This is a genomic window from Bradyrhizobium sp. 137 (genome assembly GCF_023074095.1).
Taxonomy (GTDB): Bacteria; Pseudomonadota; Alphaproteobacteria; order Rhizobiales; family Xanthobacteraceae; genus Bradyrhizobium.
On record NZ_JADPKU010000063.1, the window covers coordinates 108,644 to 135,014 of the forward strand.

Genomic DNA, 26,371 nt, shown 5'->3' on the forward strand with positions numbered 1-26,371 from the left:
GCGGCACCTGCCCGGCCGCTGCCATGCTGGTGGCCCATTTCACATTTTTGTTTCGTAAAGCACGGCGAAATCCGCGGCTATACGTTCAGCGGCTATACCTAAAGCGGTCCGCATTCGGAGGCCTTGGATCGAACCAACGGCTCCTCACAGACGTGTGACTATGTACCTCGCGAAAGTCGCGACGGTCTCAGGCAAAGAGGCGCGAATGCCATCAAAGCATCGATTCACCAGCACCATTGCAGCATTGTTCGTCGCATCATTAGTTGTCAGTGCCTCAGTCCTTTATCTTGCCGCTATCAATGATGGTTTGCGACAGCGTCTGCAGTTCATCCCGCTGTTTAAGGAACGCAGCCAGGTCGTCGGCGGCGCCGTCGTCGGCCAGAATGGCAGTGGGTTGTATGCGGGCTATACCCTGTCGTGGGGTGATGAATTCAACACTCTCGATATCGTGGGTCCGGCAAACCCTCGCGGCAAGTTCTTTCCGACTGGCGCCTATCATCCAGGCATCCGCGGCAATACCACGTCGCTCGGGACAGCTTTTGATGCCGACCCGCTGACCACAGGCTACAAGGACCGCAACCGCGGCGTCGCGGTTGGCTTCGACAACATGTTGATCTCCGGCTCGGTGCTGCGCCTCGGAGCGCGCAAGGCAACAGCGCGCGAGCAGGAATTCCTTACGCCGACCGACCGGTCCATCAATGGAGGCGTGCGGCCGCACCTCTCCGCGATGATCCATACCGCCGGAGCGTTTGCATACTACCCGACCGCCAACGCCGTCATCGTCGAAATACGTGGCCGGTTCAGCCCCAGGCTTACAAATCCGGCCGGCTTTCATCCCGCGTTCTGGACCTATTCGGTCGCACCCGTGCTCAATCCAACCGGCAACGAGTGGGATCTGGAGTGCAACTCCCAAGGGATGCACTTCAGTAATATCGTCCATACCTCGGGGGCGATCTCGACCGACAACAGCGCCGGACCATTCGACTATATGGACGGCGCGTTCCACGTCTTCAGCTTTGTCTTTCGAAACGGCGCAAACACCCAACTCTACGTCGATGGCGCCCTTCGATCCCAGTTTGCCGTGGATTCCAATACCAAGAATATGCCCTCATTTGTGCTGTTGACGTCACACGTATTCAACAACACGTTCGCGGGCGAGGCGTATGACGCCGCAGCGTGGGCCAGTTCGGCGACCGGCGCCTATCTCGATGTCGACTGGATCCGCGGCTGGCGGACGACAGGCGTCAAGCATTGGAAGCCGCTGGTTTCGGTCGCAGATCTCAATGTCGATTACGACGGCAACGGCAAGATTGTGCTGCCGAGCGCCAAGGCCCTCTGGGGCGATGCAAGCGTTACCGAATTCGTCCAGGTCGTACCCTATGACAGCTCCGAACCGGGTATGACGGAGCAGACGACGTTTACGCAATTCCCGGAAGGAATTTCCTACGATGCGGCGTCGCGCACGATCAACGCGGACTTCACGGCCGAAGGCAATGCCGGGCGGTCTCATGTCGTCGTTTATGGCTACAAACCTGACGGTTCAACGATGGAGCCCCTGCGATTCTCGATCAATCGCGGCCCGCGCGTGACGACGCGCCCCCTTTCAGCCGCCGCAGGCGACAGCTACCGCCACGACATCTATGGGGAGTGCGATGTCGGAGCCATGATGCCCAAGACCTTGTCCGTCAAAGGACTGCCGCAAGGGCTCGCCTTTGACCGTTCCACCGGACTGATCAATGGCGCTCCAACGGCGACGGGGGTCAGCAACCTGACAATCTCCTGCGCAAACAATGCGGGCCAGACAACAAAGAGAACGACAACGTTCACCGTCCACGCGCACGATCCGGCGAACCGCCCGTACGGAGGATGATGCTCGACCGTCAACCTTGATCCGTCGGAGCCGAACTGCCCTGGCCGATATTCAGAAAGTTTGCGAGGGCGTCGTCCACACTCGTGCTCAGTGGCCGGCTCAACTTTTCGAAGGACTTGCTCCACGCATCGACGAACGTGCTGATTTTCCCATAATTGTTGTCAAGGAGCGAGTGCGGCACATTCAGCAACACGCAAAAGATGTGCGTGTGAAGCCGGTCCGTGATCACGTAGGCCGACGATCCAACCTGCCTCATTCCACGGGCTACACGGTTCGACGCGAGCAGGTGAAACCACCGAATGCGCACGTCGAGCTCCGACGGCGTCCTGCCCTTGAGCAAGAGGAGCGCCGTCTCGAGCAGCGCCTTGACAAACAACCACTTTCCCAAGCCTCGTTGTTCGATGAGCCAGTCCTCGACAACCGCAAAATTCGGGAGCGGCGGAAAACGCTTTTGCTCCACCTTCTCGTGATCTGTTCGGAGCAGCAGCAACAATTTCCTGGTTACTGCCGCTGGCGAACTCTGCGCACCCAGGCAGAATGCCATGTCCGGACAGAGATCGGCGGGCGCAGTAAATTCCGTTGTCGCGATATTCAAACTTTGCACGTCGCGGACCAGAATCCGGAATTTTTTATGCGAGTTGATGATCTCCGCGGCGCGCTTGAGACTTGCCTTCGAGGAGAAGTGTATGGTTTGCGGCAACTGAATGATCTGGCGATCCGGAAACTCCGACAGAAGCCTGAGCCGAAACTCCTGATGGCTGGGCCACAGGTCGCCGAAATTGCCTCCACCATGGATAAGGATCGGTCCGACAGGAACGGCTCTTTCAAACTCTTGCTTTGACCAGGTGTCATAGGTGCAGACGTAGGACGGTGCTCGGCCTAGCTTCCTCTGCAGATAGGTCTCTTCACCCAGCCATATGGCGCTGTCGCCCACATTCGAGTGGTTGGGGAAATCCACCAGCGCAAAATCCTCGACACCCTCCAGATGAGGCCCGATGACCTTTTCGATCTCATCCTGCATTTCTGCAATCAGTGTACGGGAGTCCTTCATGGGAATTTCGGCCATCGTCCTGAGTTCGGTCCCGTCGGTCGCATCACAGCATCGAACGGCTTTCGATGCATCGGCAAAACTTCCCATTCGACTAATCCACTTCTGCCATTGCGCCAGCTACCCGCTATGGTTGTGCGAACGACGCATCTGCGTGCCGCCAGCGAGAACGCCGGACGGTTGCGCTGCGAGCTTCCCCGGTCAGTCATTCGATCTTTCGCGCTCAGCCGGCTTCTGCTTCTATCACGCTCACGTGCCTCTCTCGGTGTCCCCTCGCCGATGCGGAAGCTGACCGGGTTCCAGAGCACGGAATAGATCGGCTTAGCAGCCAAGGCAAGTCTCGGCACCGCTGCCGATTAGCGACAACACCGCACATATTCATGACAAGAATCGAATCTATTGAAGTCTTAAGGCAGGCAAATGTGTTGATCGCAACGAACATAGGCAGCGAGCCTGCGGGAATGCCGCTTGTTGCAGCAAGCCTGCACCCAGATGCGTTAGCGAGCTCGGAGTCAACCGCATGATCGGTTTGTTGAAAGACTACGTAAAGGCCCGCCTGCTTGATAACGACTTTATGATATCCGGCACCTCAAAGGAGGAGGAGCTCAAGGAATTCTTCCGGGACCTTTTCCCTGTCGTGACGGACAAGAAATTGATTCGACTGGGCGGATCGGCTGATGGCGGCTATTTGGTTCCGGACGACCTCGATGGCTGCGTCGGTTGCTTTTCGCCGGGCGTCTACAACGTCTCTGACTTCGAGCTCGGCCTTGCCGAACGCGGCATCCCATGTTTCCTCGCTGACTTCTCGGTGGATGCACCCGCGATCCGCAATGACCTACTCGATTTCGAAAAGAAATTCCTCGGAAACGAAAACAACGCCAAGTTCATGACTTTAGAGAACTGGATGTCGAGAAAGGGCCCTCGGACCGGCGATCTCATCCTCCAGATGGACATTGAAGGCGGCGAATACGAGGTTCTCATCGAAACGAGCTGCGACGACCTGAAGCGCTTCAGGATCATGATCATCGAATTCCATTCCATGGACAGAATTCTCAATCCCATCGGTCTCAAGCTGATCGGCGCTGTCTTCAAGAAGATCACCAAGCACTTCGACGTCGTACACATTCATCCGAATAATTACTTCAAACCCATCGAATACAGGGAGTTCAAGGTCCCGCCGATCATGGAATTCTCGTTCTTGCGCAAGGATCGCGTTTCTCGCCGAACGCCTGCGAGAAGGTTTCCTCACGACCTCGACAGGAGAAACGTCGCCAACAGGGATGATGTCGTGCTGCCGAAGTGCTGGTTCGCTCCGGAGTGATCGCCTCCGTGGCCGCGCCGATGAATCGCGCCAGCCGCGGACAACGGGCGCGTGGATGCGCGACCGTTAGCTCGCAATGGCAGAAGTGCGCTGCCTACTCTCCCGCCTGCCGGTTCTCGCCGAGATATGCCTGATAGGCCAGCTTGAGCCCATCCTCGAGCGGGGTCTTGGCTCGCCAACCCAGTTTCGCCAATCGGTTGACGTCGAGCAATTTGCGCGGGGTGCCGTCGGGGCGCGAGGTGTCAAAGCTGATCTCGCCGGAATAGCCGACGGTCTCCGCGACCAGGCGGGCGAATTCGGCGATCTCAATGTCCACGCCGGTGCCGATGTTGACGAGCTCGCCGCTCGAATAGGTCTTCATCAGGTGGATGCAGGCGTCTGCCAGATCGTCGACAAAGAGGAATTCGCGCCGCGGCGTGCCGGTGCCCCACACCACGACGTTCTTCGCTCCCGACGTCTTGGCCTCATGGAAGCGGCGGATCAACGCCGCGACGACGTGGCTGTATTCTGGATGATAATTGTCGCCGGGCCCATAGAGGTTGGTCGGCATCACACTGATGAAATTTGAACCGTACTGGCTACGATAGGCCTCGACCATCTTGATGCCGGCGATCTTGGCGATCGCGTAGGGTTCGTTGGTCGGCTCCAGCGGACCAGTCAGCATCGACTCTTCGCGCAGCGGCTGGACTGCGCGTTTGGGGTAGATGCATGAGGAGCCAAAGAACATCAGCTTCTCGCATCGATTAACATGAGCGGCGTGAATGACGTTGGTCGCGATCGCGAGATTGTCGTAGAGGAACTCGGCGCGTAGCGTATTGTTGGCGACGATGCCACCGACCTTGGCGGCAGCAAGGAACACTGCTTGCGGACGCCTTGCAGCGAACCATCTATCGACGGCGGCCTGGTCACGCAGGTCTACCTCGCTCCGCGACACCGTCAGCAACTCGACATTTTCCTCCGCGAGCCGTCGCACCAACGCGGAGCCAACCATGCCGCGATGGCCGGCGACGAAGACGGTCTTGCCTGCCAGCTCAAATAGAGTGCTTGCCATTGGCAACCTCTCGCTTGGCCTCGAGCAAATCGGACGCCACCATTTCCTTGACCAGTTGCGCGAAAGGGGTCCTGGATTTCCAGCCGAGCTTCTCGCGCACCTTGCTGGGATCGCCGATCAGGAGATCGACCTCGGTGGGACGGAAATAGGTCGGGTCGATCCGCACGACGATCCTGCCTGACTTCTTGTCAATACCGGATTCCTCGACGCCCTTGCCCCGCCATTCGATTTTGCGGCCGACTTCGGCAAAGGCGAGTTCCACGAATTCGCGCACCGAGCGAGTCTCCCCGGTTGCCAGCACGAAATCGTCAGGCCGCTCGGCCTGCAGGATCATGTGCATGCCTTCGACATAATCCCTGGCGTGGCCCCAGTCGCGCTTGGCCTCGAGATTTCCGAGATACAGCGTCTCTTCGAGACCCGTCTCGATGCGGGCAACGGCACGCGTGATCTTGCGGGTGACGAAGGTTTCGCCGCGGATCGGGCTCTCGTGGTTGAAGAGAATGCCGTTCGAGGCAAACATGCCGTAGGCCTCGCGGTAGTTCACCGTGATCCAATAGGCATAGAGCTTCGCCACCGCGTAAGGGGAGCGCGGGTAAAAGGGGGTCGTTTCCTTCTGCGGCACTTCCTGCACGAGGCCGTAGAGCTCGGAGGTGGACGCCTGATAGAATCGCGTCTCCCTCTCCATGCCGAGAATGCGGATCGCTTCCAATAGCCGCAGCGTTCCAATCGCATCCGCGTTCGCGGTATATTCCGGGCTCTCGAAACTGACCGCCACATGGCTCTGTGCAGCCAGATTATAGATCTCTGTTGGCCGGATCTGCTGCATTAGACGGATCAGGTTTGTCGAATCCGTCATATCGCCGTAATGCATCAGGAACGGCACATTGCCGGCATGCGGATCCTGATAAAGATGATCGACACGGGCGGTGTTGAATGAGGACGATCGCCGCTTGATGCCGTGAACGGCGTAGCCCAGGCCGACCAGGTACTCGGCGAGATAGGCACCGTCCTGACCCGTGACGCCCGTAATCAGCGCGACGCGGCGCTTCGATCTTTCATTCATATTGCTCACCCGACCACTCGATTCTCATCGATGACTTTCCCAGTTTTTCCAAACCTGTCGGCGATTGCGCCCAGGATTCGCAGGATCTCACGCTCGGGCCCGGCCGGCGAGCCTGTCGCTCGCCAGACTCCAAAAAGTGACCCGACATAGGCAAGAGCGCTCACGAGAACAACGGCAATCAACCGAGCATAGACGTGAGACTCATGGCCAAAAAATGTAATGAAAGCCCAATTGGTCAGAAGACCGACAATGATCATCGTGCAGGTGGACAAAGCGGCCCTCAGATTCACGAGAAATTGCCGGGAGACAGAAGCGTCAATCAGTTCGCGGACCAGGACCATGTTGTAGACGACACCGCCGAGCGTAACCGCCACGCGAGCGACCAGCAGGCCAAGTAACCCCGCTACCCACAAGCCGGCAACAATGACAGGCAGCCTCACGATTAGGATCGCAACGTCGCGATGAAATAACCTGCGCGTCTGCCCAAGCGCCAGACCAAGGGGTTGGACGGTCGCGCTGAGCGTATGCAACGCAATTGCACCACCGAGGAGCTGGATCACGATTGTCGCGCCTGCCCAGGCCTCGCCCAGCGCGAGCGGAACGAATTGATCGGCGATCAACGCGAAGCCGAACCCGGCCGGAAAGGCGATCACACACAGCATTGATTGCGCCGACAGATAAGCTCGTTGAAGGGCGGCTTTGTCGTCCCTCAGCCTCACGAACGCGGGAAACAGCGTCCCGGCGAGCGGATTTGTTGCTTCTCTTGTCGGCGTGGCGGCCAGGTCGCTGCCCAGCACATATCCACCCAGGGTGGATTTCCCAAGAAAATATCCGATGATGATCTGGTCGAAACGCCAGTTCAGCGTGCTGACGGCCTGTCCGAGCGATAGCCACACAGAGAACGAGAATAGGGAGCGGCTACCCTTTATCCGGAATTTCGGCCGAAACGGCTGGATCAGATAAGAGGCAACGACATCGATGAAGTTGGCGACGACGGCCCCGGCGATCAGCGCCCAGTAGCTCCTGAAGCAAATGGCGATCCCGGAGGAGACGAGGATGGTTGCGAGCGCCCGGCTGCTGCTCGTCACAAATTCCTGCCAGAAGACGAGTTGACGCTGCATCATCGCTAGCATCGGGTTTCGAAGGCCGGATATTACAATCGAACAGCTCAGGACCAACAGGATTGGAATCAAGCGGCCATCGCCGTAGGACAATGCCACCGGATAAGCAAGCAACGACAGCAAGAGTGCGAGCAAGCAGGCACGAGCCAGGCCCAACGTCCACGCGGCGTGGAATTGATCTTCACTTGGATCCTTGTGGTGAATGAGGGCCGATGCCAGGGACAGTTCAGTCATAGATGTCAGAACAGCAATGATGGCCGTCGCGACAGCAACCAGGCCGAAATCTTCCGGCGTGAGCATTCTCGCCAATATGAGCGTGTTCAGGAAGCCGAGACTGGCAACCACCAGCCGGCTCACGCCGATCCAGGCAGCTCCGATGGCGATTGAATTTTTCGACAAAGGGAGCGGCGTACGCGCACCAAGAGCGACCATTTTCAATGCTCGTTCATTGGCATATGGTTTCCAGTGCGCGCTCGAAGATGTCAGGCGCAACCTCGAAATCGAATGGACTGGGTCCAAACGCGCCCTGCGGGCGCGTTCCCTTGCTGTCTCCCACGATATAGGAATAGTCCGCGCCGGCGGACGTTGCGATCGTGTAGTAGTAGGGATGCACGTGGTCTGAGGGAATCAGCTCCAGGACCTGCGTTCCAGGCGAGCAGAATACGAGATTGGTCAGCCCTGCACCATGTGGGCCAACGACAATCGAGCATTCCGCGAAAAACGCCGCTTCATCCTCGACGTGGTCAAATTCGTAGATCTGGAAGCCGAACTTTTTCAGTGCAGGCATCAGCTCTTCTTCGTTAGCAACCTTCCTTTGTCCTTTGCGCGGAACGTATACGCGCCTGTCGTGACGAAGCGGCGACTTGGCTAGCTGCAAGCGGAAGAACTCCGTAAGCCATGGCGCATAATTCCGTGGCAAGCCTGGAAACGAAGTGCCAATCACGAGATCGGCCTGGATATCCTCCTGGCCTGCCCACACGCACTTGCGCATTGGAATTCCAAGCCGGCGAACGAGTTTGGCTGCCGTTTCGGACGCAGGCTTGGGCAAATAGACATAATCGACATCATCGAGCGACAGGCCACTTTTCTGAAATAGCGCCAAGCGTCCCAGGCAATCGAGCAGGAAGTGCCCATAGTTTCCTCCGGCGAAATCACTCGCCAGCGAGAGACAGGTGCCACTTAGCGGCAGCGGCGTCCCGTAGGCAACTGATCGCGGATGGCGCGAGAACGACGATCCGTACCAGGTGCTCTCGTAGAGCAGCGATCCATCCTCCGTCACGAGCCAGCCGTCGGGACCGAGGATTCGGGCCTTGTCCAGGCGGAGAATGCCCAGCTCGGGCATTCTGTTGTCAACGCTTTCACCGAAACCTGCGTCGCGGCTGCCGAATCGAACCGGCGCCTTCCGCGCCAGTACCTCTTCCTCGACGGCAGTCAGCCAGGTATGCGGATGTTCACTTCGCCACGTGCGATGATCACAAAGCCGGCTCGGGCTGCCGCGCAATGCACCACGAAGAATTTGCCTGACGGCGCGAACCTTTGAGTTCATGGACGACTACCCATGCAAGAGACACTGACCGTGACAGGCAAGCCCGCATGAGGCCTCACCTGCCACAGCCAAAGCAAAATTCAGACCGACCTTCGGACAGCGTGCCGATCGCAATCAGCGGTGCTCGGCTTGATCCAGATCCACGGAGTTGTGCTCACGCTGGATGCACCCCTCCGATCAGCGGCGCACATGCAGCGACAATAGACGGCAAGATCTGGCCTTTTTTGGTTGGATCACCGTGGTGTCGCAAGCAACTGGGACTTCTTTGGGGCCGACCTCGCCCGCGACTTCAGCCGTCAGTTTGCTGCCCAGCAGATAGTTCCCTTCACGCGGTGCGGCCGGCAGCGCAAATTCGATCACACTGACGCCATCTTCCGCGTCCTTGCGAGAGACCTGTTGTAGCGGCTTCTTTGCCGATGCGACCATCGCGCCGGTTGTTGCATCGAAGACGTACGCATGAATCGTTCGATTTGTCGGATAGTCGTCCGGAATCTTGACCGGAATTTCGATCTTGAGCGGGTCGGTTGTGCTCAGTGACAACACCCCCGCATTCGGCTTCTTATCCGCTACCACATTCGTAACGTTGAGAAATGTCGGCTTGGGCATGTCGTTGAGCGCTGCCTTATATCCAAAATCATTCGGATCCGGTGTCACGTCGCTCGGACCGCATTTTCGGCTTCCCCGCTCAGAGGACGTGAACTGACAGACGCGAACGTAGTCGATCTTGAACGTCTGCGGGAAAGCCGCATCATCGATCCCGTGCCGACCGGCCCACGCTGCTCCGCCGACAGCGAAATTGAGATCGATGTGCGCCGGCGGCCCCAGTTGGCCGTCCTTCCTGAGCCACTGGTACATGCGCGTGTAGACGAGACGACCGTCCCAGAAGAACGAAATGCGGTCAGGAGCCCAAACGAAGCCGGCAATATGCCAGTCCTTGTTCAGATCCTCCTTGCTGACCATGTCCTGAAACCTGAGCACGAACGAGCTGTCCACATACGTGTAGGACTGCGGCGTCCACTTCTCTTTACTCATGGCATTCGAGTGCAGCATGTTCGGCTTGTCTTCCACACCGTTGATGACGTACTCAAAAATGTCGATCTCCGGGGGATGCCAGAACTTTCCATCGATGTCGTAATCGGCTTCGAGCCAGAATGCCGGCCACGATCCCCGCGCGTTCGGAAGAAAGACCCGCGCTTCATAATAGCCGTAGTAGAATGTCTGATGGCTTCGGATCATCGCGGAATCGAATGTGTCCGCCCCCTCATTCTTTTTTGCGGTCAGGCTCAGCGCACCTTCGGACACCACGTGATTGTCGCGGTAGCGCTGCTTTTCATCGTTGAAACGATCCATTGTTTCGTTGTTGTAGATGTATCGGGTCGCCCATTTGGTTCGATCAAGCTTGTCGCCGTTGAACTCATCCGAAAAAACCAGCTCCCAGCCGGCGCACCAGGCCGGCGTTGCGGATCCAAGTGCAACAACTATCGAGGCGACACAAAGGACTTGCCTGCGCACGACTGCGATCATCAACGAGATCCTTTCGGTTCGGCTGTTAGTCCTGGCTGGGAAACGCTGTGCCGGCGCAATGCGCAAAGACGATGGCAACGGTGATGCTGCCACGTCATGAGCCGGCACAATCGAGTGCACGGCTCTGCGGCTTTTGAGTAGACATTCAACTTGCGATCGTTTTGGGGCGGTGACTTGTCGCACAATCAAGAACATTTGACTGTTCCCCGATCAGGTTCCCTGGAGCGCCGTCGAATGCTTGATTGATCGGCCGGACTGCTCGTTTCGCTTCCGAGACCCTGTCGAGCCATTTTCGAATCTGTCCCGTCACCTTCACTTCAAGGAAGCGATGGCTGATCGTTGCAATGATAAGCGACGGCGGAAGCGAGACCAGGAGAAAAAACAGTTGCGATCCGTCCCCCAATGCATCGACCATGCCCGTTCGATACATGATCAGCTTGACCCCAGCCATGACGATCGGCGGCCAGAGATAAAAACTGAAGCTGATCGTTCCCAGCCACTGCATGACCTGCCAACGCAGCATTCTTCCGAACAGCCCGTTTCCGCGGGACATGCCGAGCAGGAAAATGGTCCCGAAGACGCCACCAAGAACAACAAATGGAAAAGCAGAGATCCAGTTGTGGAATGACAGATATGCCGGCGTAACAAAGCCCACGTAGTCCGTTGCGCTGGCAAGCTCGAGGCCTCTCCAGACGGTCAGGAACAGCGCGAAGAAGATCGCCGGGTATTTCGCCAGGGAATGCAACAAGGTCGACGACAGATACTTCTCCGCAATAAGTACGCCACCGACCATCAGGAGCGCGCGGGGATAGTACACGAGCAAGATCAGCGAACTGGCGGCTAATGCCAGCGCCAGCGGCCGACTGACGCCGCTGATCAGGAAAACGACAGCACATACTCCATAGAACAGGAATTCGTATCCGAGCGACCAAGCAGCGGGATTGATCTGGATGATGTCAATGAAAGGAGGCGGCGCCAACAGATTTGCACCAACCAGCAGCAGACTTGGACCCTTACCTGAAAGCCAGCTAACGATCGCAATCGCGATCACGGTCGCCCAGAGCACAGGAAGAATCCTCGCATAGCGATCAAGAATAAAGGTCAACACCGAGGATGCGCGATACAGGCTTGGCAGAATCACGATTCCACTGATGCCGAAGAAGAACTCGACACCGAACTTCCCGGTCTGCAGCGCTTCTCCCAACAGCCCCCTGGCAAACAGATCGAACGTGGGTAGTCCGGAATGAACGACGTGATAGACGAATACCATGAGGCAAAACAAACCTCTGGCACCATGAACGTAAGGGTTAAATCTTGCGCTCGCGTTGTGTTCCATGTGGGAAGTCGCTACAGGCTCTAGTATAGAGGGTGAACAGCCTCACGAGAGAGACCAAGGTCGATCGCGATCGTTGCCCTGTGCCCAGACGCACCCACCAACCGAGGCGCCAAGAAACAGTAATCGACGAGTCCCAACATGGTGAGCCTCGACACATTCCCAGCCAGAACCTCGTCTAACAAGTGCGCTGCAGCAGCGTCAAGCGACGAGACCAACAGCGTCATTTTCGCCCATGTCGCCTTCATTCTGTGCATTTGCATGCAGCGTTTCGGACTCCTCATCGGAACCGGACAGATCTTCTTTTCGCTGTTCGGATTCCTCGCGCTCGTCGCGTGGGGATGGTGGGTTGGTCTGGTGAGCATTCGCGGGCCGCAGACGCTCGCCTTCGGATTAGTTGTCATCTGGTTTCTCTTCAGCGCGGTCGCGGCAGCCGAATCTCCCGATCGCGGTGTCGAGAGTAGCCCGGCATCACTTGCGATGGTTCTTGTCACGAATTCGATCTTCCTGTTCGGGCCGTCGACGAGATTCTCGAACGAAGCGGTCCTTCCCGTCTTCCTGTTCTATGTTCGCCTGTGCGCCGTTCTGGCAATCATCCAGATCGTTCTTCAATTCGGCGGAATACGCATCTTCTCGTTCAAGGATGCAATCCCGGCGCTCGATCCGGTCCTCGTCGAGTCCGCCTACAATCAAAATGCGGTGGAATTTTATGGGTCTTCGAATCGGCGCGCGAACGGGTTTTTCCCGATGGAGCCGGGAGCGTTATCCCAATTGCTCGCCATAGGTGTGGTCGTCGATGTGTTCATTTTGCGGCGACTTGCCAGTCTTCCGTTGTACGCCATCTCGTACGTGCTCACTCGGTCCGGATCGGGCCTCCTGGTGCTCGTCGTGTCCCTCGGCGCCTATCCCCTGATTGCTCCGCTCAAATCGCTGCGGGTTATCGCCATCGGGACGGCCGTTGCCTTGCTGATCGGCACAACGTACCTCGTTGCGCCGGAACCTTTTGAGCCCATCGTTAGTAGACTTAACGAATTCAGTTCAACCAAGTCGAGCGGCTATGCCCGCTACGTCGCACAACTACAGACCTGGGACTATCTCTTTCAGACCGACAGAGTGCTTATCGGCTCCGGACCCGGCGGATTGGAACGGTCGCCTGCCTACTTTGGCGGCAGCGGAAATCCGGTTCTCAAGCTTGTCGCGGATTACGGAATTATCGGGCTACTGATTTTCCTGTTCTATCTTATCCTCTCGATATTCAGGAAGGACAACTCGATGCTCGCACTGACAATGCTGGCCTGCTATCAGCTCGGCGGCGGCAACCTCGCCATGGCTCCATTCCTGATCATGATGGCAATGCTGTGCGTATGGTCGCAGCCACCAGGCGCCGGCCTGAGGTCGATTCGTACCAAAGCTGCCGTCTGACCGAAGGGTCCCAGCCCCGTCCCTGATCATCGAATGATGCGGAAGCGACCGAGCAACGCGCGCAACCATTTCGGCCGCTGGGCGGGCACGTACCGCAAACTCACCAGGGCACGACGAAAGTACCGCGGACTGATCAGGATGCAGAAGATCCAAGCCAGCAGGGATACGCGCTGCGACCTTGAGAACCCTTGCGGCGACGCAGCCGCTCCAAGCGCATCGACAGCGATGCTCAATGAACTATCCGCGGCAATTGGATGAAGGTCCGGCCGCAGCCTGAACGAGGCTGTCCGCAAACAAAGAAAAATCAAATTACTCTTGAGCGCATCGGGCGCAACCGGAAACTTCTCCGTGCGCGCGATCTCGGAAAAGAATTTGTATCTCCTCCGCGTGAGGTCGATCTCTCTCGCAAAGCGGGTATCGTCTAGTTGAAGGAAAGCCCCGTGATTGAGGCCGTGCACGCGATAATCCGCCAATGGCTTGGTGATCGTCACGATCTCGCCACACGCAGGAGCGGCCGCCAAAAGATAACTGTCCGGAGCCCGATCAACGAAGTCGGAATCAAAGCAGAAGACACGCTCGACAAACCATTTTGGGTAGGCATTTCCTGACCCGGGCGGCGTCGGATAGGCGCCGGTGGTTGCCATCCACTTGCGGACGTCCTCCGAGGACGGACAGGAGAAGTACTGCGGCAGGACGTTTCCGGTCGGCTGCCCCTCGGCATCGATCACGCGCATCTGAAACTGATATTTGCTCGCGGCTTTGGACCAGACGGATACGATCTCCGTCATGACATCAGGATGCAAGGCATCGTCCGAGTCGAGAAATATGATGATATCGCCGGAAGACCTGCGAAAGCCGTTCACACATGACATCATCTGCCCGGCGTTCGCCTGGCTGATGATTGTGACTTCGTCTGCAAATTCGTTGATGACGTCGAGTGAATGGTCCGTCGACCCGTCATCGACGACGATCACTTCGACGTTTGGCCATCGTATGTCCAGCGCGCTGCGGATCGCGGATCCCACATAAGCTGCGTAATTGTGGTTCGGAATGACGACCGAGAGGCGCGGCAGGGTCGCCGGTTCGACTTCCGGCAACACAGCGGGTCCTGGTATCTCCTTCAACATTCGCCGCCTAGAATACTCGCGTTGCAAGTACGTCGCATGACGGCCGACAGAACATCACAGTCGACGGGCGTCAGACACTTACTCCAGGAAGGTGCAGCCTCTAGCACGTGTTTTCAAGCGCAAGGAAGAGGCAAGATTCCCGCCTGCAATCCCGGGAACTATTTTACCTGTCATTCTGTTGCCGCAACTGCAACTCTATCCTGCCGCGACAATCGCGGCTTCTTTCGAGAGCTGGCCCCAACCATCATGGATGTGCAGAGCAGTGAAGATGCATGATAACCGATCTAGGCGCTCAGACGGTTATGTGGCGATATGTGTAGCCATCGCTTCATCGCTGCTCGCAACGACGACCGATGCTCAAATTTCCGGCTTCGGTCGCACATCTCCTCCGATGTATGGCGGCTCCGGCATTTCCACTCGGCCTTCGAGTTCGATTCGACCGATGGAAGGTACCTTCGCTCCAAATCACACGACAGTGGACGGAAAGCTTTGCATATCAGTCAATCCGGTGACACACCCTCAAGCCAACAACCCCAAGATCATCGAGCAGATTGTGCTGGTTCAAAACATCTGCGGTCAATCGATCCGAGTTCGGGTTTGCTACGCGGGAAGTTCCGATTGCATCGTCGTTCCGCTCGCGGGTTACCAGAAGCTGCAAAGATTATTGGGGATCGCGGCGGGATCAACGAACTTCCAATTTGAGTACCGCGAGCTCTATTGAGTCGTTGTTCAGACGAGCAGTCCGTCCTCCCATCTATTCGCGTTGCCGCTTGAATCAGCGCCACCGCATTCGGGATCGCCCAGATGGAACCGATGATTCCGAGCATGTCACACGCGCTGTCGGTAACGATGTTGTTATCGCCACATGAGAAACGCATGACTGACCAATTGCTGCCCCGAATTGCCCGCTTCATTGATGTCGAGCAGCATAGCGCTCGCGGTCGCGAGCGGGCGCACTGCACATCAAGCAATCTTGTTCTTTCTGGGCACAACCCTTGCAACGGCAGGGCGTGCCGCTTTCCAATGCGTGCGCTCGATTGTCAGGGAGCCTTGACCGAAATTTGTCGCCGTTGACTCAGCACCTTCACTCAAGTTGACCCTCGCGCTCATGTCCAATCCCACCCAGGCTATTGTATTCGGAGGCGCAGGCTTCATCGGTACACATCTGATGACGCGGATGCTCGCTTCCGGCCGCTACGACCGAATCGTCTCAGTGGATATCGGGAAGCCTAGGGCGCACGTCGAAGGCGTCGAGTATGTCGATCATGATGTCCGTGAGCCAATCGACCCGAAGCTCGCAGGCGGGCTGCCTGCCGACATCTTCAACCTGGCTGCAGTCCATGTCACCCCAGGTCATCCGGACGGCGACTATTATTATACAAACGTGCTGGGTGCGGTGCACGTCTGCCGATTTGCGAGAGACACTGGCAGCCGGAACGTCATCTTTACCAGCTCGATATCGGTCTACGGTCCGACCGAGACCCCACTTACCGAAGATGCGACGCCGGTCCCAGTCAGTGCCTATGGACGCTCCAAACTCTCGGCCGAAGCGATCCATCGTCTATGGCAATCGGAGGACCCGGACAGGCGGCTGACCATCGTGCGCCCCGCCGTCATCTATGGGCGCTACGAGCGAGGCAATTTCACGCGGTTGTCGAGGCTTCTCGAAAGGCGGGCCTTCATCTATCCGGGCCGAACCGACACCATCAAGTCGTGCGGCTATGTGAAGGACCTGGTCTCGTCGATGTTCTTCATGGCGTCTCGCAACGACGGTCTGTCGATCTACAATTTCTGCTATGAGGACCGTTATACCATCAGCGAGATTTGCTCCGCCTTCTCTCGAACTGCCGCTTACCCCAAGCCGACGATAACGATTCCGGTATGGCTAATGAATCTCGCCGTGCTTCCATTCGAGGTGCTGCAGGCTGTCGGCATCAAGACCGGCATCAATCGTGACCGGATCAAGAAGTTGTGGTTTTCTACGAACATTCTGCCAAAGCATCTGATCGCAAGCGGGTTCAAATTCGAGTACGATCTGGCAAGCTCGCTTGTGGATTGGAATCGGGAATCCTCCATCAAGGATTTTGATTGAGATTTTGTTGGCTGGATCCTTCAAGTGTCCGGAGATCGGAGATTCACCGGTGGAATTTCAAAGCCGATTCTCGCCGCCATAGCGGATATTCCGAAACCAGACCCGTTCGGATTCCGGCGTCGCGTGCTCGGTCGTAACCGCGAGACCGCATTCGCCTTGCCTGTGGCAGTTGCAAGATCTCATGCTTGTCCGTCACACTCAGGTCGATATTGCATCGCAGAATTTGAGACCGGTCGGACGCTGTCCACCGGGTCGGCACGTAGCATTCGTGGAATCCTGCCCAATTCGTGGGCGAACCATGATCTTCTCAGGCGGCATGAATTGTCTCGATCTTGAAAGTCGCTTTTTTGGCAAAGTTGACGGAGATGGGCATTATGACGATTTTGCGGCAAGCGGTACCTACGGTGGCCCTGCAGCGTTGCCGAAACTTCTCTGACCAATAACGTGTCGCACGATCCGACTAGGTGCTTTGACAAGAGAGCCTCGGTGGCACTGGCCAATTCTCGAGCGCCGCGCGTCGATCACCGCATCCGTCGGGTCGAATTCGACCAACAGGGAACTTCTACGCGGCACTTTTGCACGAATTCAGCGCGGCAAGGCCAGCCTGATGCCGCATTCACAGAGATTTAGGTAGGGCGGGCCGGATGCTTCAAACAAAGATCACATCTCGCGAGATCGAAAACACGGCGCCAGAGGCCCCATCGCTGGAGCAGACCATCTCCTCTGCGCTTGCGCTGATGAGCCGCCAGTATCCAGTGATGATTTTCACGCTGCTCCTGTGCATCTGTCTTGCCGGCGTCTACGTGTTCACGGCACCGAAGCGATATACCGGAACGGCGATCCTGATGATCGACAGCCGCAAGATGCAGGGCCTGCAGACGCAAGCGCCCGCGAGCGGCGCAGACAACCCGATCGACTCGGCGATGGTCGACAGTCAGGTCGAACTTCTCAAGTCCGAAGCGATCGCCTCCAAAGTCATCAAGGATCTGAAACTTGCGGAGTCGGCAGACTTCATGAGCGACGGCGGCGGATTGCTCAGCAGCATCAGTAGCGCGATTACCGGAATATTCTCCGAGTCGACCCCGCCCACGGAAGAGCAAGTACTGCGCGCAGCACTCGCTCGCTTTGCGAGCGGCCTCAGCATCAAGCGCGTCGGCGTGAGCTATGTTATCGAGATCTCCTTTCAGGCATTGTCGCAGGAGTTGGCAGCGCGGATCGCCAACGCAGTCGCCGACGGCTATATCGTGGATTCGTTGGAATCGAAATATCAGGCATCGAGACGGGCGGCGGTCTGGCTGCAAGACCGATTGAAGGAATTGCGGTCGCAGGCGTCTTCCGCCGAACGCACCGTTGCGGATTTCAAGGCCAAGAACAACATCGTCGACGCCGGCGGGCGACTGCTCACCGAGCAGCAACTCGCTGAAATCAATACTTCGCTGACGACTGCGCGTAGCCAGCGTGCGGAGGCACAGGCTAAGCTCGAACGCATCACCGCGATATTGAATGCAGACGGCGACGATTCGAAGGTCATTCTGAATGATTTGGCGACGGTGAGCGAGACGATGGCCAACCCGGTCATCACCAAATTGCGCCAGACCTATCTCGAGTACGCGGCCAAGCAGGCCGATTGGTCGAACCGGTATGGATCGACACATCTGGCGGTTGTCAATTTACGCAATCAGATGCGTGAAATCCGACGCTCGATCATTGACGAACTGCGACGCACGGCCGAGGTCTACAAGAGTGACCTTGAAATTGCCAAGGCGCGCGAAGAGTCCAGCCAGAAGAGCTTGAACGATACGATCGCGGTCTCGAATAATACCAGCCAGGCCCAGATCATCCTGAGAGATCTGGAAAGCAACGCTCAGAGCGCTCGCGCATTGTCTGACAACTTCCTGCAACTGTACATGGTCTCGGTTCAGCAGCAATCGTTTCCCATTACCGAAGCTAGGGTGATCAGCCAGGCCGCGTCGACTCTTCCCAACAAGACGTCGCCAAGAACGACACTCATCCTGCTTGCGGCGATCGTGGGTGGGTCGATTCTCGCAGCTCTCGTGGCAATCCTGCTTGATATGATGGATCGCGTCTTCCGTACCGTTTCGCAGGTCGAGAAGTTCGTGGATACCCGATGTCTCGCTTCGATTCCGGTCATAGAGCAGGGTGCCATCAAAGCGAATTCCGCTCAATCGGGCAAAGCAGCCTGGCGATTCGGCAAACGCGACAAGCCCAAACCGCAGCAGGCATCACCGAGTCACGGGGGATCCGGCACGACCTTGCCACTCCACGGGCCCGCGCCCGCGTTCAGCCACCAACAGTCGCATCGCGACCGTCTGCTTTCAACTGAGGAGAGCGTCGGGCGGCACGTGATCAATGCCCCGTTTTCACGCTTCGCGGAGGGATTTCGGTCGATCAAGCTCGCCAGCGATTTCGCAAATTTCGGTGCAGGGTCCAACAAGGTCCTGGGGATTACCTCCGCTCTTCCGAACGAGGGAAAGTCAACCATCAGCGAAGCGCTGGCGCAGACCTTGGCGCAAAGCGGCTGCCGTACGCTGCTGATCGATGGCGACATCCGCAACCCAAGCCTCACCGCAAGGCTTACTCCGGCTGCGCAGGACGGCTTGATCCATGTCGTCATCGGCCAAGCCGACTGGAGGGACGTGGTCTGGATAGACCCGCAGACGAATCTACATTTTCTTCCTTGTGCCATCACATCGCGCTTCTCGAATTCGAGCGACCTGCTGGCCTCGCAACAGATGGACGACCTGTTCCAGCAACTACGGCAGCACTTTGATCGCATCGTTCTCGATCTTAGCCCGCTGGCGCCGGTCGTTGACGTTCGGGCGACCGGGGGGTTGGCTGATTCCTATATCCTTGTCATCGAATGGGCGAAGTCGAAAATCGATATTGTCGAGCGCGTGCTAGGCGAAACGCCGGTTGTGCGCGAGCGGATGCTCGGTGCGGTTCTTAACAAGGTGAACGTGTCGGTGATGAGCCGATACGATACGTACGGCGCAGCCTACTATCGCAATCGATACTACAAGAGGTATGGTTACGTCGATTGACGTCAGATGCTTGATCCGGAGCGGCGGGCAGCGCTTGCCCGATTTTTGACGGGGCCTTGGATACAACATGAATGATTTGGCGCTAGCGCATGTTAGGTCGGCGCTTCTGATGGTGCGCTCAGTCCTGCTCGGTGCTGGTCTCTTGATGACGACGGCTCCCGGTCGAGCCGAGGCGGTGCGTCCGGGCATTCTGAACTGCGGGTCTGGGATCAGCGCCGAGCAGCGTCGACGTTGTGACGAAGAGGCGTTCAAGCAGATCGAGTCCGGCAGCCAATCGACACAGCTTGAGGGCGGATGGCGACTGGTGAAGAGCAAAAATCCAGATGGCGGCGCCGATGCCATTTCAGTGATGCATGTCGTCGATAGTGCCAAGTCGGATACGCGCCTTGCTGGCCTGAGCCTACAATGCGGGAAAGGTGGCATCGAAATTGTACTCATTGTACTCGAGCCACTGTCCCGCTCGGCGCGACCGAACGTAGCCCTCATAGCGGGAGAGAAGCGCGCAGAGTTCCAGGCATCTGTGATCCAGGGCGGCGTCGCGCTCCTACTACCCGCCGGCGCCTCGAAGCTTGCTGCTAGCGACTGGCAAACCGCAAACGAGCTTGAGGTTGAAATTGGGACCACACCGACCGCGATCCGCGGTGCGGTGCCGATGGCTGGACTGGCGACGGCTCTCCGTTACTTGTCGCAGTACTGCCATGCTCGATAATTTAGCCGGTCACGGAACTGTCATGCAGAGCGAATTCCGCAAACCGAATGCATGTGACCAGTTGGCAGGCCGCGTTGTGATGATGCGTCATGGTGGCTTCTATCCGGCCATCCATCACCGAGACGACGGTGGCGTCGCAAGCTCGGCTATGCGACGCGTATCAATGTCCCACTTGTGCAATGCTGCATTCCATTCCCGCTTCCACGTCTCACGGTTCTCCGAGTGCTCATCGCTTCCTGGCTTTTAATCACATTGCTGGCCGCGACTCCGATCCTGGCGCTCACAAGCGGCTCCTTCGCACAGCATGTGATTTCACTTGCTACTGCGTTGATGATGGCAATGGCAACAAGAGGTCCGGAGACGCAAATCGCGTCTGCCGCGCAGTTGCTGAAGCAATTTCTCCTCATATTCTTGCTTCCGGTCGTCTGGATGACGTTGCAAATCTTTCCGATGTCTTCGCTCGCGAACCCGATCTGGTCGGCGACTTCGATCGCATTGAATCAGCCATCGCTGCCGGGCCGCATCAGCGTTGATACGAGCGCAACGTTGCACAGCCTGTTCCTCTATCTGGTCGACGTGTCGCTCCTGGTGTCGACCGTCATCATCACCAGGGATCGCCGTATGGCCGAAACGATCCTGTTCGTATTGAGCGCAGTGACGACCCTCATGTCAGTCGAGTTCCTACTTGGCCGGCTCGATTTATTCGCCGGAATCATTCCCCAGCCCGGCGTAGCTACGAATCTGTTTCCGGCAGCAGCCGCTCTTGCGATATTGACAAATGGCGCGCTCGTCGCCCGGGCACTCGAACGCCACCTGCACCAGCAGAACATCCACAACCTGGCCTCGCCCCTACTGTGGGTCGGCGTTTCCTGCGGTCTGTTAGGAATTGCCGTAGCATTCGCCGCACTTGCCGCCCTCGAACAACGCGCATTGGTGGCGGTTACTGGCTGCGGATTGATGGTCCTCGTGTTCATAGCCGCTGTGCGGCGCTTGGGATTTCGGTCTTGGCCTTCGGCGCTATTGTTCTTGGTCCTTGCAGCGATCGCCAGCGCGATGGCTGCGTCGCACTCTCGATCCGGAGGCTTGGGCCTCCTTGGATTCGTCAGCCTCCCCCCGGAAGCAGTTGCGCCGGCAAAGCACCTGCTCTCTGATGCACCGACGTGGGGGCATGGTCTCGGAACCTTTAGGCTGATTTCGAGAGCCTATCAGGAGTTCGGCGCTGCGCTGGCAGCCCCTCCCTCCACCGCAGTCTTGATGGCTGTCGAGGCGGGACGATTGGCGAGCGCCATCCTAGCAGCCTTCGCCGTCCAGTTTTTCCTCGTTAGCTTTCGCGGCGCCGTTCGGCGAGGACGTGATTCCTTTTTCGCGGCCGCCGCGGCCGCCGCCGTTGTCGTTGTACTCTGCGAGAGCTTTCTTGACTCAAGCCTCTCAAACCCCGCGATTCAAGCAATCGTGGCGGTGATGGTCGGAGTTGGACTTGCACAATCAGTGGGACGGACCAGTGGCGCCAACCACTCGGCGGCTTCCGCGCGCCGTATGTTGAACTAATGCATCGACAATGAGTTCATCGAGCAGATTTCGCGTTCTTCTGGTGGCGTTGGCCTTGGCGGTCGGATCCTATGCGATTGTGTCGGCCATAGCGGAGGTGACGGCGCTGGGCCGGACAACATTTTCCGCAGATGCGGCCGAGATTGGGGCGCGGTGGACTGAAGACGCGCCCACATTGTTGGGAACGCGCTCGCAGTTTGGATCAGAGCTGGAAGGTAATCATGGATTGATCGCCGCGCTGCAGACAATTGAGTCTGGCCAGCAAAAGCCCACGATCCTGCGATCAATAGCGCATACCGACGCTCTCGGCCGCCTCAGGCGGACGCTCTCGACCTCTCCTTACAATCCTGAACTATGGCTGGCGCTGGCGCTGCTTCAGGTCCAGCGCGACCCGCACGATCCGGTCGTGGTCGAGGCCCTGAAGATGGCATATTTCGTCGCACCAAACGACGCGCGATTGATGCCGGCGCGGATCGACATTGCGACCCGCTTCGACGCGCTCGCCCTTCCCGATGTCAAGGACCTCGTACGCAATGACGTTCGGCTCATCCTGATACGCCGACCTGGGTCGAGATCGGCACTCGTGTCCGCTTATCGGAGGGCATCAAAACTGGGCAAGGCCTTCCTGGAAGATGCAGTTGAATCGATTGACCCGTCCTTTCTGGCGACACTGCGCGGTTGACCTCGTGGCGTTTAGTGGGCGCGCTTCGCTGCCGTCGCCCGAGCCTAGTTGAGCCAGGCCCTCTCAACCTGACCAGATCGATATGTGGTGATGCCGGAGTTTACCGCTTCGTCACAGGATTCGGGTCTTCAATCGTTCAGGCAAACCGTCGTGCTTGGCGCGCCACGCGCGTTTTCCTTTACAATCAATTCTCGTGCGCTAGACATGGCGATTGCCACCGCAGCCCGAGGCGGCTTCTTGTCACACCTGATCCAGACGGGTTCACGGCTGTGCGGAAGCTGAGCGCGGTGCGTAGGGGCTCCGAGCAGCTCGAACATCGTTCCGGCTCATCCGCTGCGCCCCGAAGGCCGAAGGATCCTACGCAAAGCGCTTCCTGCGGCTTAGCGCTCGCGCGATCCATGGTTCCAGCGCCGACCGTAATCGTACGGAGTCCACAAACGACGATCATTGTCGTAGCCGATTTTGCACGGATTGATGAAGGCGGGCGTGAGATGATCGAAATAGAGTATCTCTGGAACTCGTCGGCTGGAAGGAGTCAGCCGACGCCTCAACCGCGTTGTGCACCCTTTCCTTCTGAGGTTCCGAGGGTTAATTTAACCCCATACTTGATCTTGCATTTCGGTGGGACTGGATGACGGTACTTGCCATATTAAGCATCTGGCTGTTGCTCAACGTTTTATTCGTGCTCATCGTGGTTCCTTCCCGCGGGTCGCGATCGCGGCTGAACAGGTCAGGAACAATCCTTGTACCGGTCCCGATCGAAAAGCATCAAGACCAGCTCGATCACAACGAACAATTCTCCCTTCGCCACGCTCTCGGATCACTCGCAACGGGAGTCTTTTTCGTCTTGATGGCGCGGCTGGTCGCAATACGTGAGGCCATTGTGCGGCTGTGGAACAGGACGCGTAGGCATAAGACCTGAAGCTTGGTGATTGGCGCGACGCCTGATTCGAAGGCTCCAAAGGGAGCTCTCGCCTCAATCCGCATCTAGCTCAGCGCCTACAAGTCCGCGCCGCGCCGCCAAGGCCGCCTGCGCTGACCTAGTACGCCTCCTGGGAAATGACTGCAGCCGCCGTGCGCGCCATGATTTTCAGGTCGAGCCAAATGCTCCAATTCCTTACATACCAAACGTCATATTCTACCCGCTTTTCCATGAGGTCGATGGTCGGCGTTTCGCCCCGGAAACCGTTAACTTGAGCCCAGCCCGTCAGGCCCGGCTTCATGTGGTGGCGGTATACGTAGTTGCTGATGATCTCGTCATAATAGTTGTCATGGGCAAGCGCATGTGGGCGTGGTCCGACCAACGACATGTCGCCGCGCAGCACGTTCCAGAGCTGGGGCAGCTCGTCAATGCTTGTCATGCGGAGGAAGCGCCCGATCCTCGTGACGCGTGCGTCCCTCTTGGTTGCCTGAGTAATCGAGTGACCATTCTCGCACACGTACATGCTGCGAAATTTCCAGATGTCGAACGGCTTGCCGTTGAAGCCGCGGCGCGACTGTCGAAAGATCACGCTCCCAGGCGAATCCAGCTTGATCAGAATGGAGACGGTGATCAGCACTGGCGCTAGGGCCACTAGCGAAAACAACGCCAGACCGACGTCGAGGCAGCGCTTCTGGAGACGTTCAAACACGCTGAGCGGTGGTCGCTGAATCTCGATTGCCACCGTGCCGCTGACCGGCAAAAACGGGCGCGATACCAGATCAGCGATCGAATTATCCGGCAAGAGACGGATCGGCTGAGGTACAGCGCGCAAGTGCAGTTCGAGTTGCTGCAACAACGGCAGCTCGTTCCAATCAACCGCCAACAGGTACTCCTCGACATCTGCTGCACGGGATTGGCGAATAACATCCCGGATTTGCCTCTCCCAGCCGGTCCCATGGTTGTTAGCGGGAAGCACGAAATGGCGAACCACGTCGAATCCGTTCTTGCGCAGGTCCTTGAAACGGCTCGAGGTGAAATCAAGCGGCTTCAGGCTGAGCAGGGCAACCTTGCGATCGACCAATCGGCCCTTGGCAAAGCTCGTGCCGAGCGCCCACTGCCACGCAAAGCGCAGGCTGAGCAACCCAACGCCGCCAACTCCGGTGAAGATGAGGAACGTGCCGCGGGACAGATTGTCCGACGATTTCAATAGAAACGCCGCGACCGCAAGGATTGTCAGTGACACCAGCCAAATGATCATCGCTTTGCGCAATTGCCAGACCAGACTCAGCAAACGGTGCGTTGCATAGACACCCTGAAAATAGGCGATTGCAACGAACACTGCGCTGACGATCAGTCCGGCGCCGATGGGCGCTCCGTCTCCAGAGGACGGCGTGGCGACGCTATAAAGTTCAGACGCCATCGCGTAGCAGAGCAAGATCAGCAAGAGGTCGGCCGCGATCACGAGGAGCTGAAAAGGCTTCTGAAGAGCCGTGCCCCGTGCGGAGGATATCGCATAGGTGCTATCAGAGCTATAAGTGGCAACAGCCATTCGATCCTCTACGTGTGGAGAGTGCCTGGCGGTCATTGTGATGCTGAAGATTTACCGCTTCCCAAACGGAGGGTGTTAAGTGATCGCAGCGACATTGTGGCGCTGCATGCAAAACTTTTGCACGCATGATGTGTCGCGTCGAAATGCGCATCGACAATTCGACGCGCTGACGCTCTCGTCATAGTGCTGACATATCAGCGACGGCGCTGCCGTATTTTGGATTCAAGTTCCATATCCTCCGCGATGCTTCAACGGTCACGCGAGCGCGTCTTCGCTCATCTTTCAGGCGCCTATCCTGTCGCGAGAGCGCGAGGGGTCAGTTGCGGGAACATGGATGAATTTCTATCTGCGGATGCATCACGAAATTTGCAATGAGCCATGCATCTTTGCCGCGGTATCCAGCTCAGCATTGCAATTTCTCCGGACCGGTGGAACCCGTCGCAAGCAGGGGTAGGCAAGAAATTCCGCCCTTCTTTTGGCGTGATCAAGCCGGAGAACGAGGACCGCTACTCCATCCACCGCACGTTGTTCGCATCAGATGGGGAGTTCTCAGGTGCCGGCGGCTTGGGGAAATTTCGCGACCACCTGATCGATTGTGCGCCATGATATCTTTCGCCCGACCACGTCGGCCAATCCATAAGCCGCACCTGCCGGAGGGAGTTCGCATCTATGCGATCTCGGATATTCATGGTTGTGCGCATCTGCTCCAGCCGATGTTGCGGGTGATCGACGCCGACGTGGCTCGCAGTCGCCCGCGCTACGCGATCGAGGTTTTCATGGGCGATTACATCGATCGCGGCCCGGATACGCGCGCCACCCTCGACATCCTGGTCGAGCGTAGTCGCCGGGGCAATGCGGTCTTCCTCAAGGGTAATCACGAGGCATTTCTGGTGAGCGTGTTCGAAGATCCTTCGCTGTTCGAGGATTGGATTGCCGTCGGGGGGACCCAGACATTGATGTCTTACGGGCTCGCCCCGCCGGATCTGAAGCGCGACGAGCCGACATCGATCTTGCGCGATTTGATTCGCGCAATGCCGACTGAGCATCTGGAATTCCTGGACAATTTGCGTCTGAGCTTTACGTGCGGGGATTTCTTCTTCGTGCATGCGGGCGTTCGACCGGGCGTGGCGTTATCCGAACAGCAGGAGAACGATCTTTTGTGGATTCGCGAGGAGTTCCTGGAGAGCAAAAAGAATTTCGGCAAATATATCGTGCACGGTCACACGCCGGTGCGGAACGCCGACGTGCGGAATAACCGTGCCAACATCGATACCGGCGCCTATGCGACCGGCAACCTCACCCTGATGAGCATCCAGGGAAGTCGCATGCTCGCGGTGTGACATGGTCCCAACCGCTTGCCATCTGCCTGCCAAAGCCCTTC

Annotated in this window: 20 protein-coding genes; 11 read left to right on the plus strand and 9 right to left on the minus strand. The window is 57.7% G+C overall.

Features of this window, described 5'->3' with window-relative positions; all coding sequences use genetic code 11:
• Positions 1-205: 205 nt before the first annotated feature.
• On the plus strand, positions 206-1,870 hold the full coding sequence (locus IVA78_RS19705) for a putative Ig domain-containing protein (RefSeq protein ID WP_247467158.1): 1,665 nt from the start codon (positions 206-208) through the stop codon (positions 1,868-1,870).
• Between the two features lie 10 nt (positions 1,871-1,880).
• Here IVA78_RS19705 and IVA78_RS19710 read toward each other — a convergent pair whose 3' ends face one another.
• Positions 1,881-3,008 (minus strand): polysaccharide pyruvyl transferase family protein, encoded by a 1,128-nt coding sequence (locus IVA78_RS19710; protein ID WP_247467161.1) that lies wholly within the window; start codon positions 3,006-3,008, stop codon positions 1,881-1,883.
• A 430-nt stretch (positions 3,009-3,438) separates the two neighbouring features.
• Here IVA78_RS19710 and IVA78_RS19715 point away from each other — a divergent pair, with 430 nt between their 5' ends.
• Entirely contained in the window at positions 3,439-4,239 is an 801-nt protein-coding gene (locus tag IVA78_RS19715; protein ID WP_247305549.1) for an FkbM family methyltransferase, read from the plus strand.
• Positions 4,240-4,333: 94 nt separating this feature from the next.
• Here IVA78_RS19715 and IVA78_RS19720 read toward each other — a convergent pair whose 3' ends face one another.
• From IVA78_RS19720 to IVA78_RS19745, 6 genes are all read right to left on the minus strand, one after another.
• Positions 4,334-5,290 (minus strand): GDP-L-fucose synthase, encoded by a 957-nt coding sequence (locus IVA78_RS19720; RefSeq protein ID WP_276017352.1) that lies wholly within the window; start codon positions 5,288-5,290, stop codon positions 4,334-4,336.
• Positions 5,271-6,353 carry a GDP-mannose 4,6-dehydratase gene (gene gmd, locus IVA78_RS19725; protein ID WP_247467164.1) on the minus strand — a complete coding sequence of 361 codons (1,083 nt, stop codon included), beginning with the start codon at positions 6,351-6,353 and terminating at the stop codon, positions 5,271-5,273. Before gmd ends, IVA78_RS19720 begins: the two co-directional genes overlap by 20 nt.
• Before the next feature lie 5 nt (positions 6,354-6,358).
• Positions 6,359-7,906, minus strand: a complete 1,548-nt coding sequence (locus IVA78_RS19730) for a lipopolysaccharide biosynthesis protein (RefSeq protein WP_247467167.1) — start codon at positions 7,904-7,906, stop codon at positions 6,359-6,361.
• 13 nt (positions 7,907-7,919) lie between these two features.
• Positions 7,920-9,020, minus strand: a complete 1,101-nt coding sequence (locus IVA78_RS19735) for a glycosyltransferase family 61 protein (protein ID WP_247467170.1) — start codon at positions 9,018-9,020, stop codon at positions 7,920-7,922.
• 177 nt (positions 9,021-9,197) lie between these two features.
• Complete coding sequence (locus IVA78_RS19740) at positions 9,198-10,544, minus strand: glycoside hydrolase family 16 protein (protein WP_247467174.1); 1,347 nt, start codon at positions 10,542-10,544, stop codon at positions 9,198-9,200.
• A 145-nt stretch (positions 10,545-10,689) separates the two neighbouring features.
• Positions 10,690-11,880 (minus strand): acyltransferase, encoded by a 1,191-nt coding sequence (locus IVA78_RS19745; RefSeq protein WP_256468126.1) that lies wholly within the window; start codon positions 11,878-11,880, stop codon positions 10,690-10,692.
• Positions 11,881-12,018: 138 nt separating this feature from the next.
• Here IVA78_RS19745 and IVA78_RS19750 point away from each other — a divergent pair, with 138 nt between their 5' ends.
• Positions 12,019-13,299 (plus strand): hypothetical protein, encoded by a 1,281-nt coding sequence (locus IVA78_RS19750; protein ID WP_247467180.1) that lies wholly within the window; start codon positions 12,019-12,021, stop codon positions 13,297-13,299.
• A 26-nt stretch (positions 13,300-13,325) separates the two neighbouring features.
• Here the strand turns inward: IVA78_RS19750 and IVA78_RS19755 are convergent, their stop codons facing one another.
• Positions 13,326-14,396: a glycosyltransferase family 2 protein gene (locus IVA78_RS19755; RefSeq protein ID WP_247467183.1), complete on the minus strand. Its 1,071-nt coding sequence runs from the start codon at positions 14,394-14,396 to the stop codon at positions 13,326-13,328.
• A gap of 472 nt (positions 14,397-14,868) precedes the next feature.
• On the opposite strand from IVA78_RS19755, the gene IVA78_RS19760 reads away from it, so the two are divergent.
• The 6 genes from IVA78_RS19760 to IVA78_RS19785 all read left to right on the plus strand — a co-directional run bounded on the left by IVA78_RS19760 (position 14,869) and on the right by IVA78_RS19785 (position 22,519).
• Positions 14,869-15,147, plus strand: coding sequence for a hypothetical protein (locus IVA78_RS19760; protein ID WP_247279499.1), 279 nt, complete (start codon positions 14,869-14,871; stop codon positions 15,145-15,147).
• Positions 15,148-15,534: 387 nt separating this feature from the next.
• Entirely contained in the window at positions 15,535-16,518 is a 984-nt protein-coding gene (locus IVA78_RS19765; protein WP_247467186.1) for an NAD(P)-dependent oxidoreductase, read from the plus strand.
• A 644-nt stretch (positions 16,519-17,162) separates the two neighbouring features.
• Entirely contained in the window at positions 17,163-19,580 is a 2,418-nt protein-coding gene (locus IVA78_RS19770; protein WP_247467189.1) for a polysaccharide biosynthesis tyrosine autokinase, read from the plus strand.
• 67 nt (positions 19,581-19,647) lie between these two features.
• On the plus strand, positions 19,648-20,289 hold the full coding sequence (locus tag IVA78_RS19775) for a hypothetical protein (RefSeq protein ID WP_247467194.1): 642 nt from the start codon (positions 19,648-19,650) through the stop codon (positions 20,287-20,289).
• A gap of 222 nt (positions 20,290-20,511) precedes the next feature.
• Positions 20,512-21,837 carry a hypothetical protein gene (locus tag IVA78_RS19780; protein ID WP_247467196.1) on the plus strand — a complete coding sequence of 442 codons (1,326 nt, stop codon included), beginning with the start codon at positions 20,512-20,514 and terminating at the stop codon, positions 21,835-21,837.
• Between the two features lie 55 nt (positions 21,838-21,892).
• Positions 21,893-22,519, plus strand: a complete 627-nt coding sequence (locus tag IVA78_RS19785; RefSeq protein ID WP_247355429.1) for a hypothetical protein — start codon at positions 21,893-21,895, stop codon at positions 22,517-22,519.
• A 1,040-nt stretch (positions 22,520-23,559) separates the two neighbouring features.
• Here the strand turns inward: IVA78_RS19785 and IVA78_RS19790 are convergent.
• A complete protein-coding gene (locus IVA78_RS19790; RefSeq protein WP_247467199.1) occupies positions 23,560-24,990 on the minus strand; it encodes an undecaprenyl-phosphate glucose phosphotransferase in 1,431 nt (476 codons plus the stop codon).
• A 378-nt stretch (positions 24,991-25,368) separates the two neighbouring features.
• On the opposite strand from IVA78_RS19790, the gene IVA78_RS19795 reads away from it, so the two are divergent.
• Positions 25,369-25,596 (plus strand): hypothetical protein, encoded by a 228-nt coding sequence (locus IVA78_RS19795; RefSeq protein WP_247467202.1) that lies wholly within the window; start codon positions 25,369-25,371, stop codon positions 25,594-25,596.
• The gene (locus IVA78_RS19800; RefSeq protein ID WP_247279672.1) at positions 25,593-26,330 is read left to right on the plus strand and encodes a metallophosphoesterase family protein; all 738 of its coding nucleotides are present in this window, start codon (positions 25,593-25,595) and stop codon (positions 26,328-26,330) included. Before IVA78_RS19795 ends, IVA78_RS19800 begins: the two co-directional genes overlap by 4 nt.
• Positions 26,331-26,371: the final 41 nt, after the last annotated feature.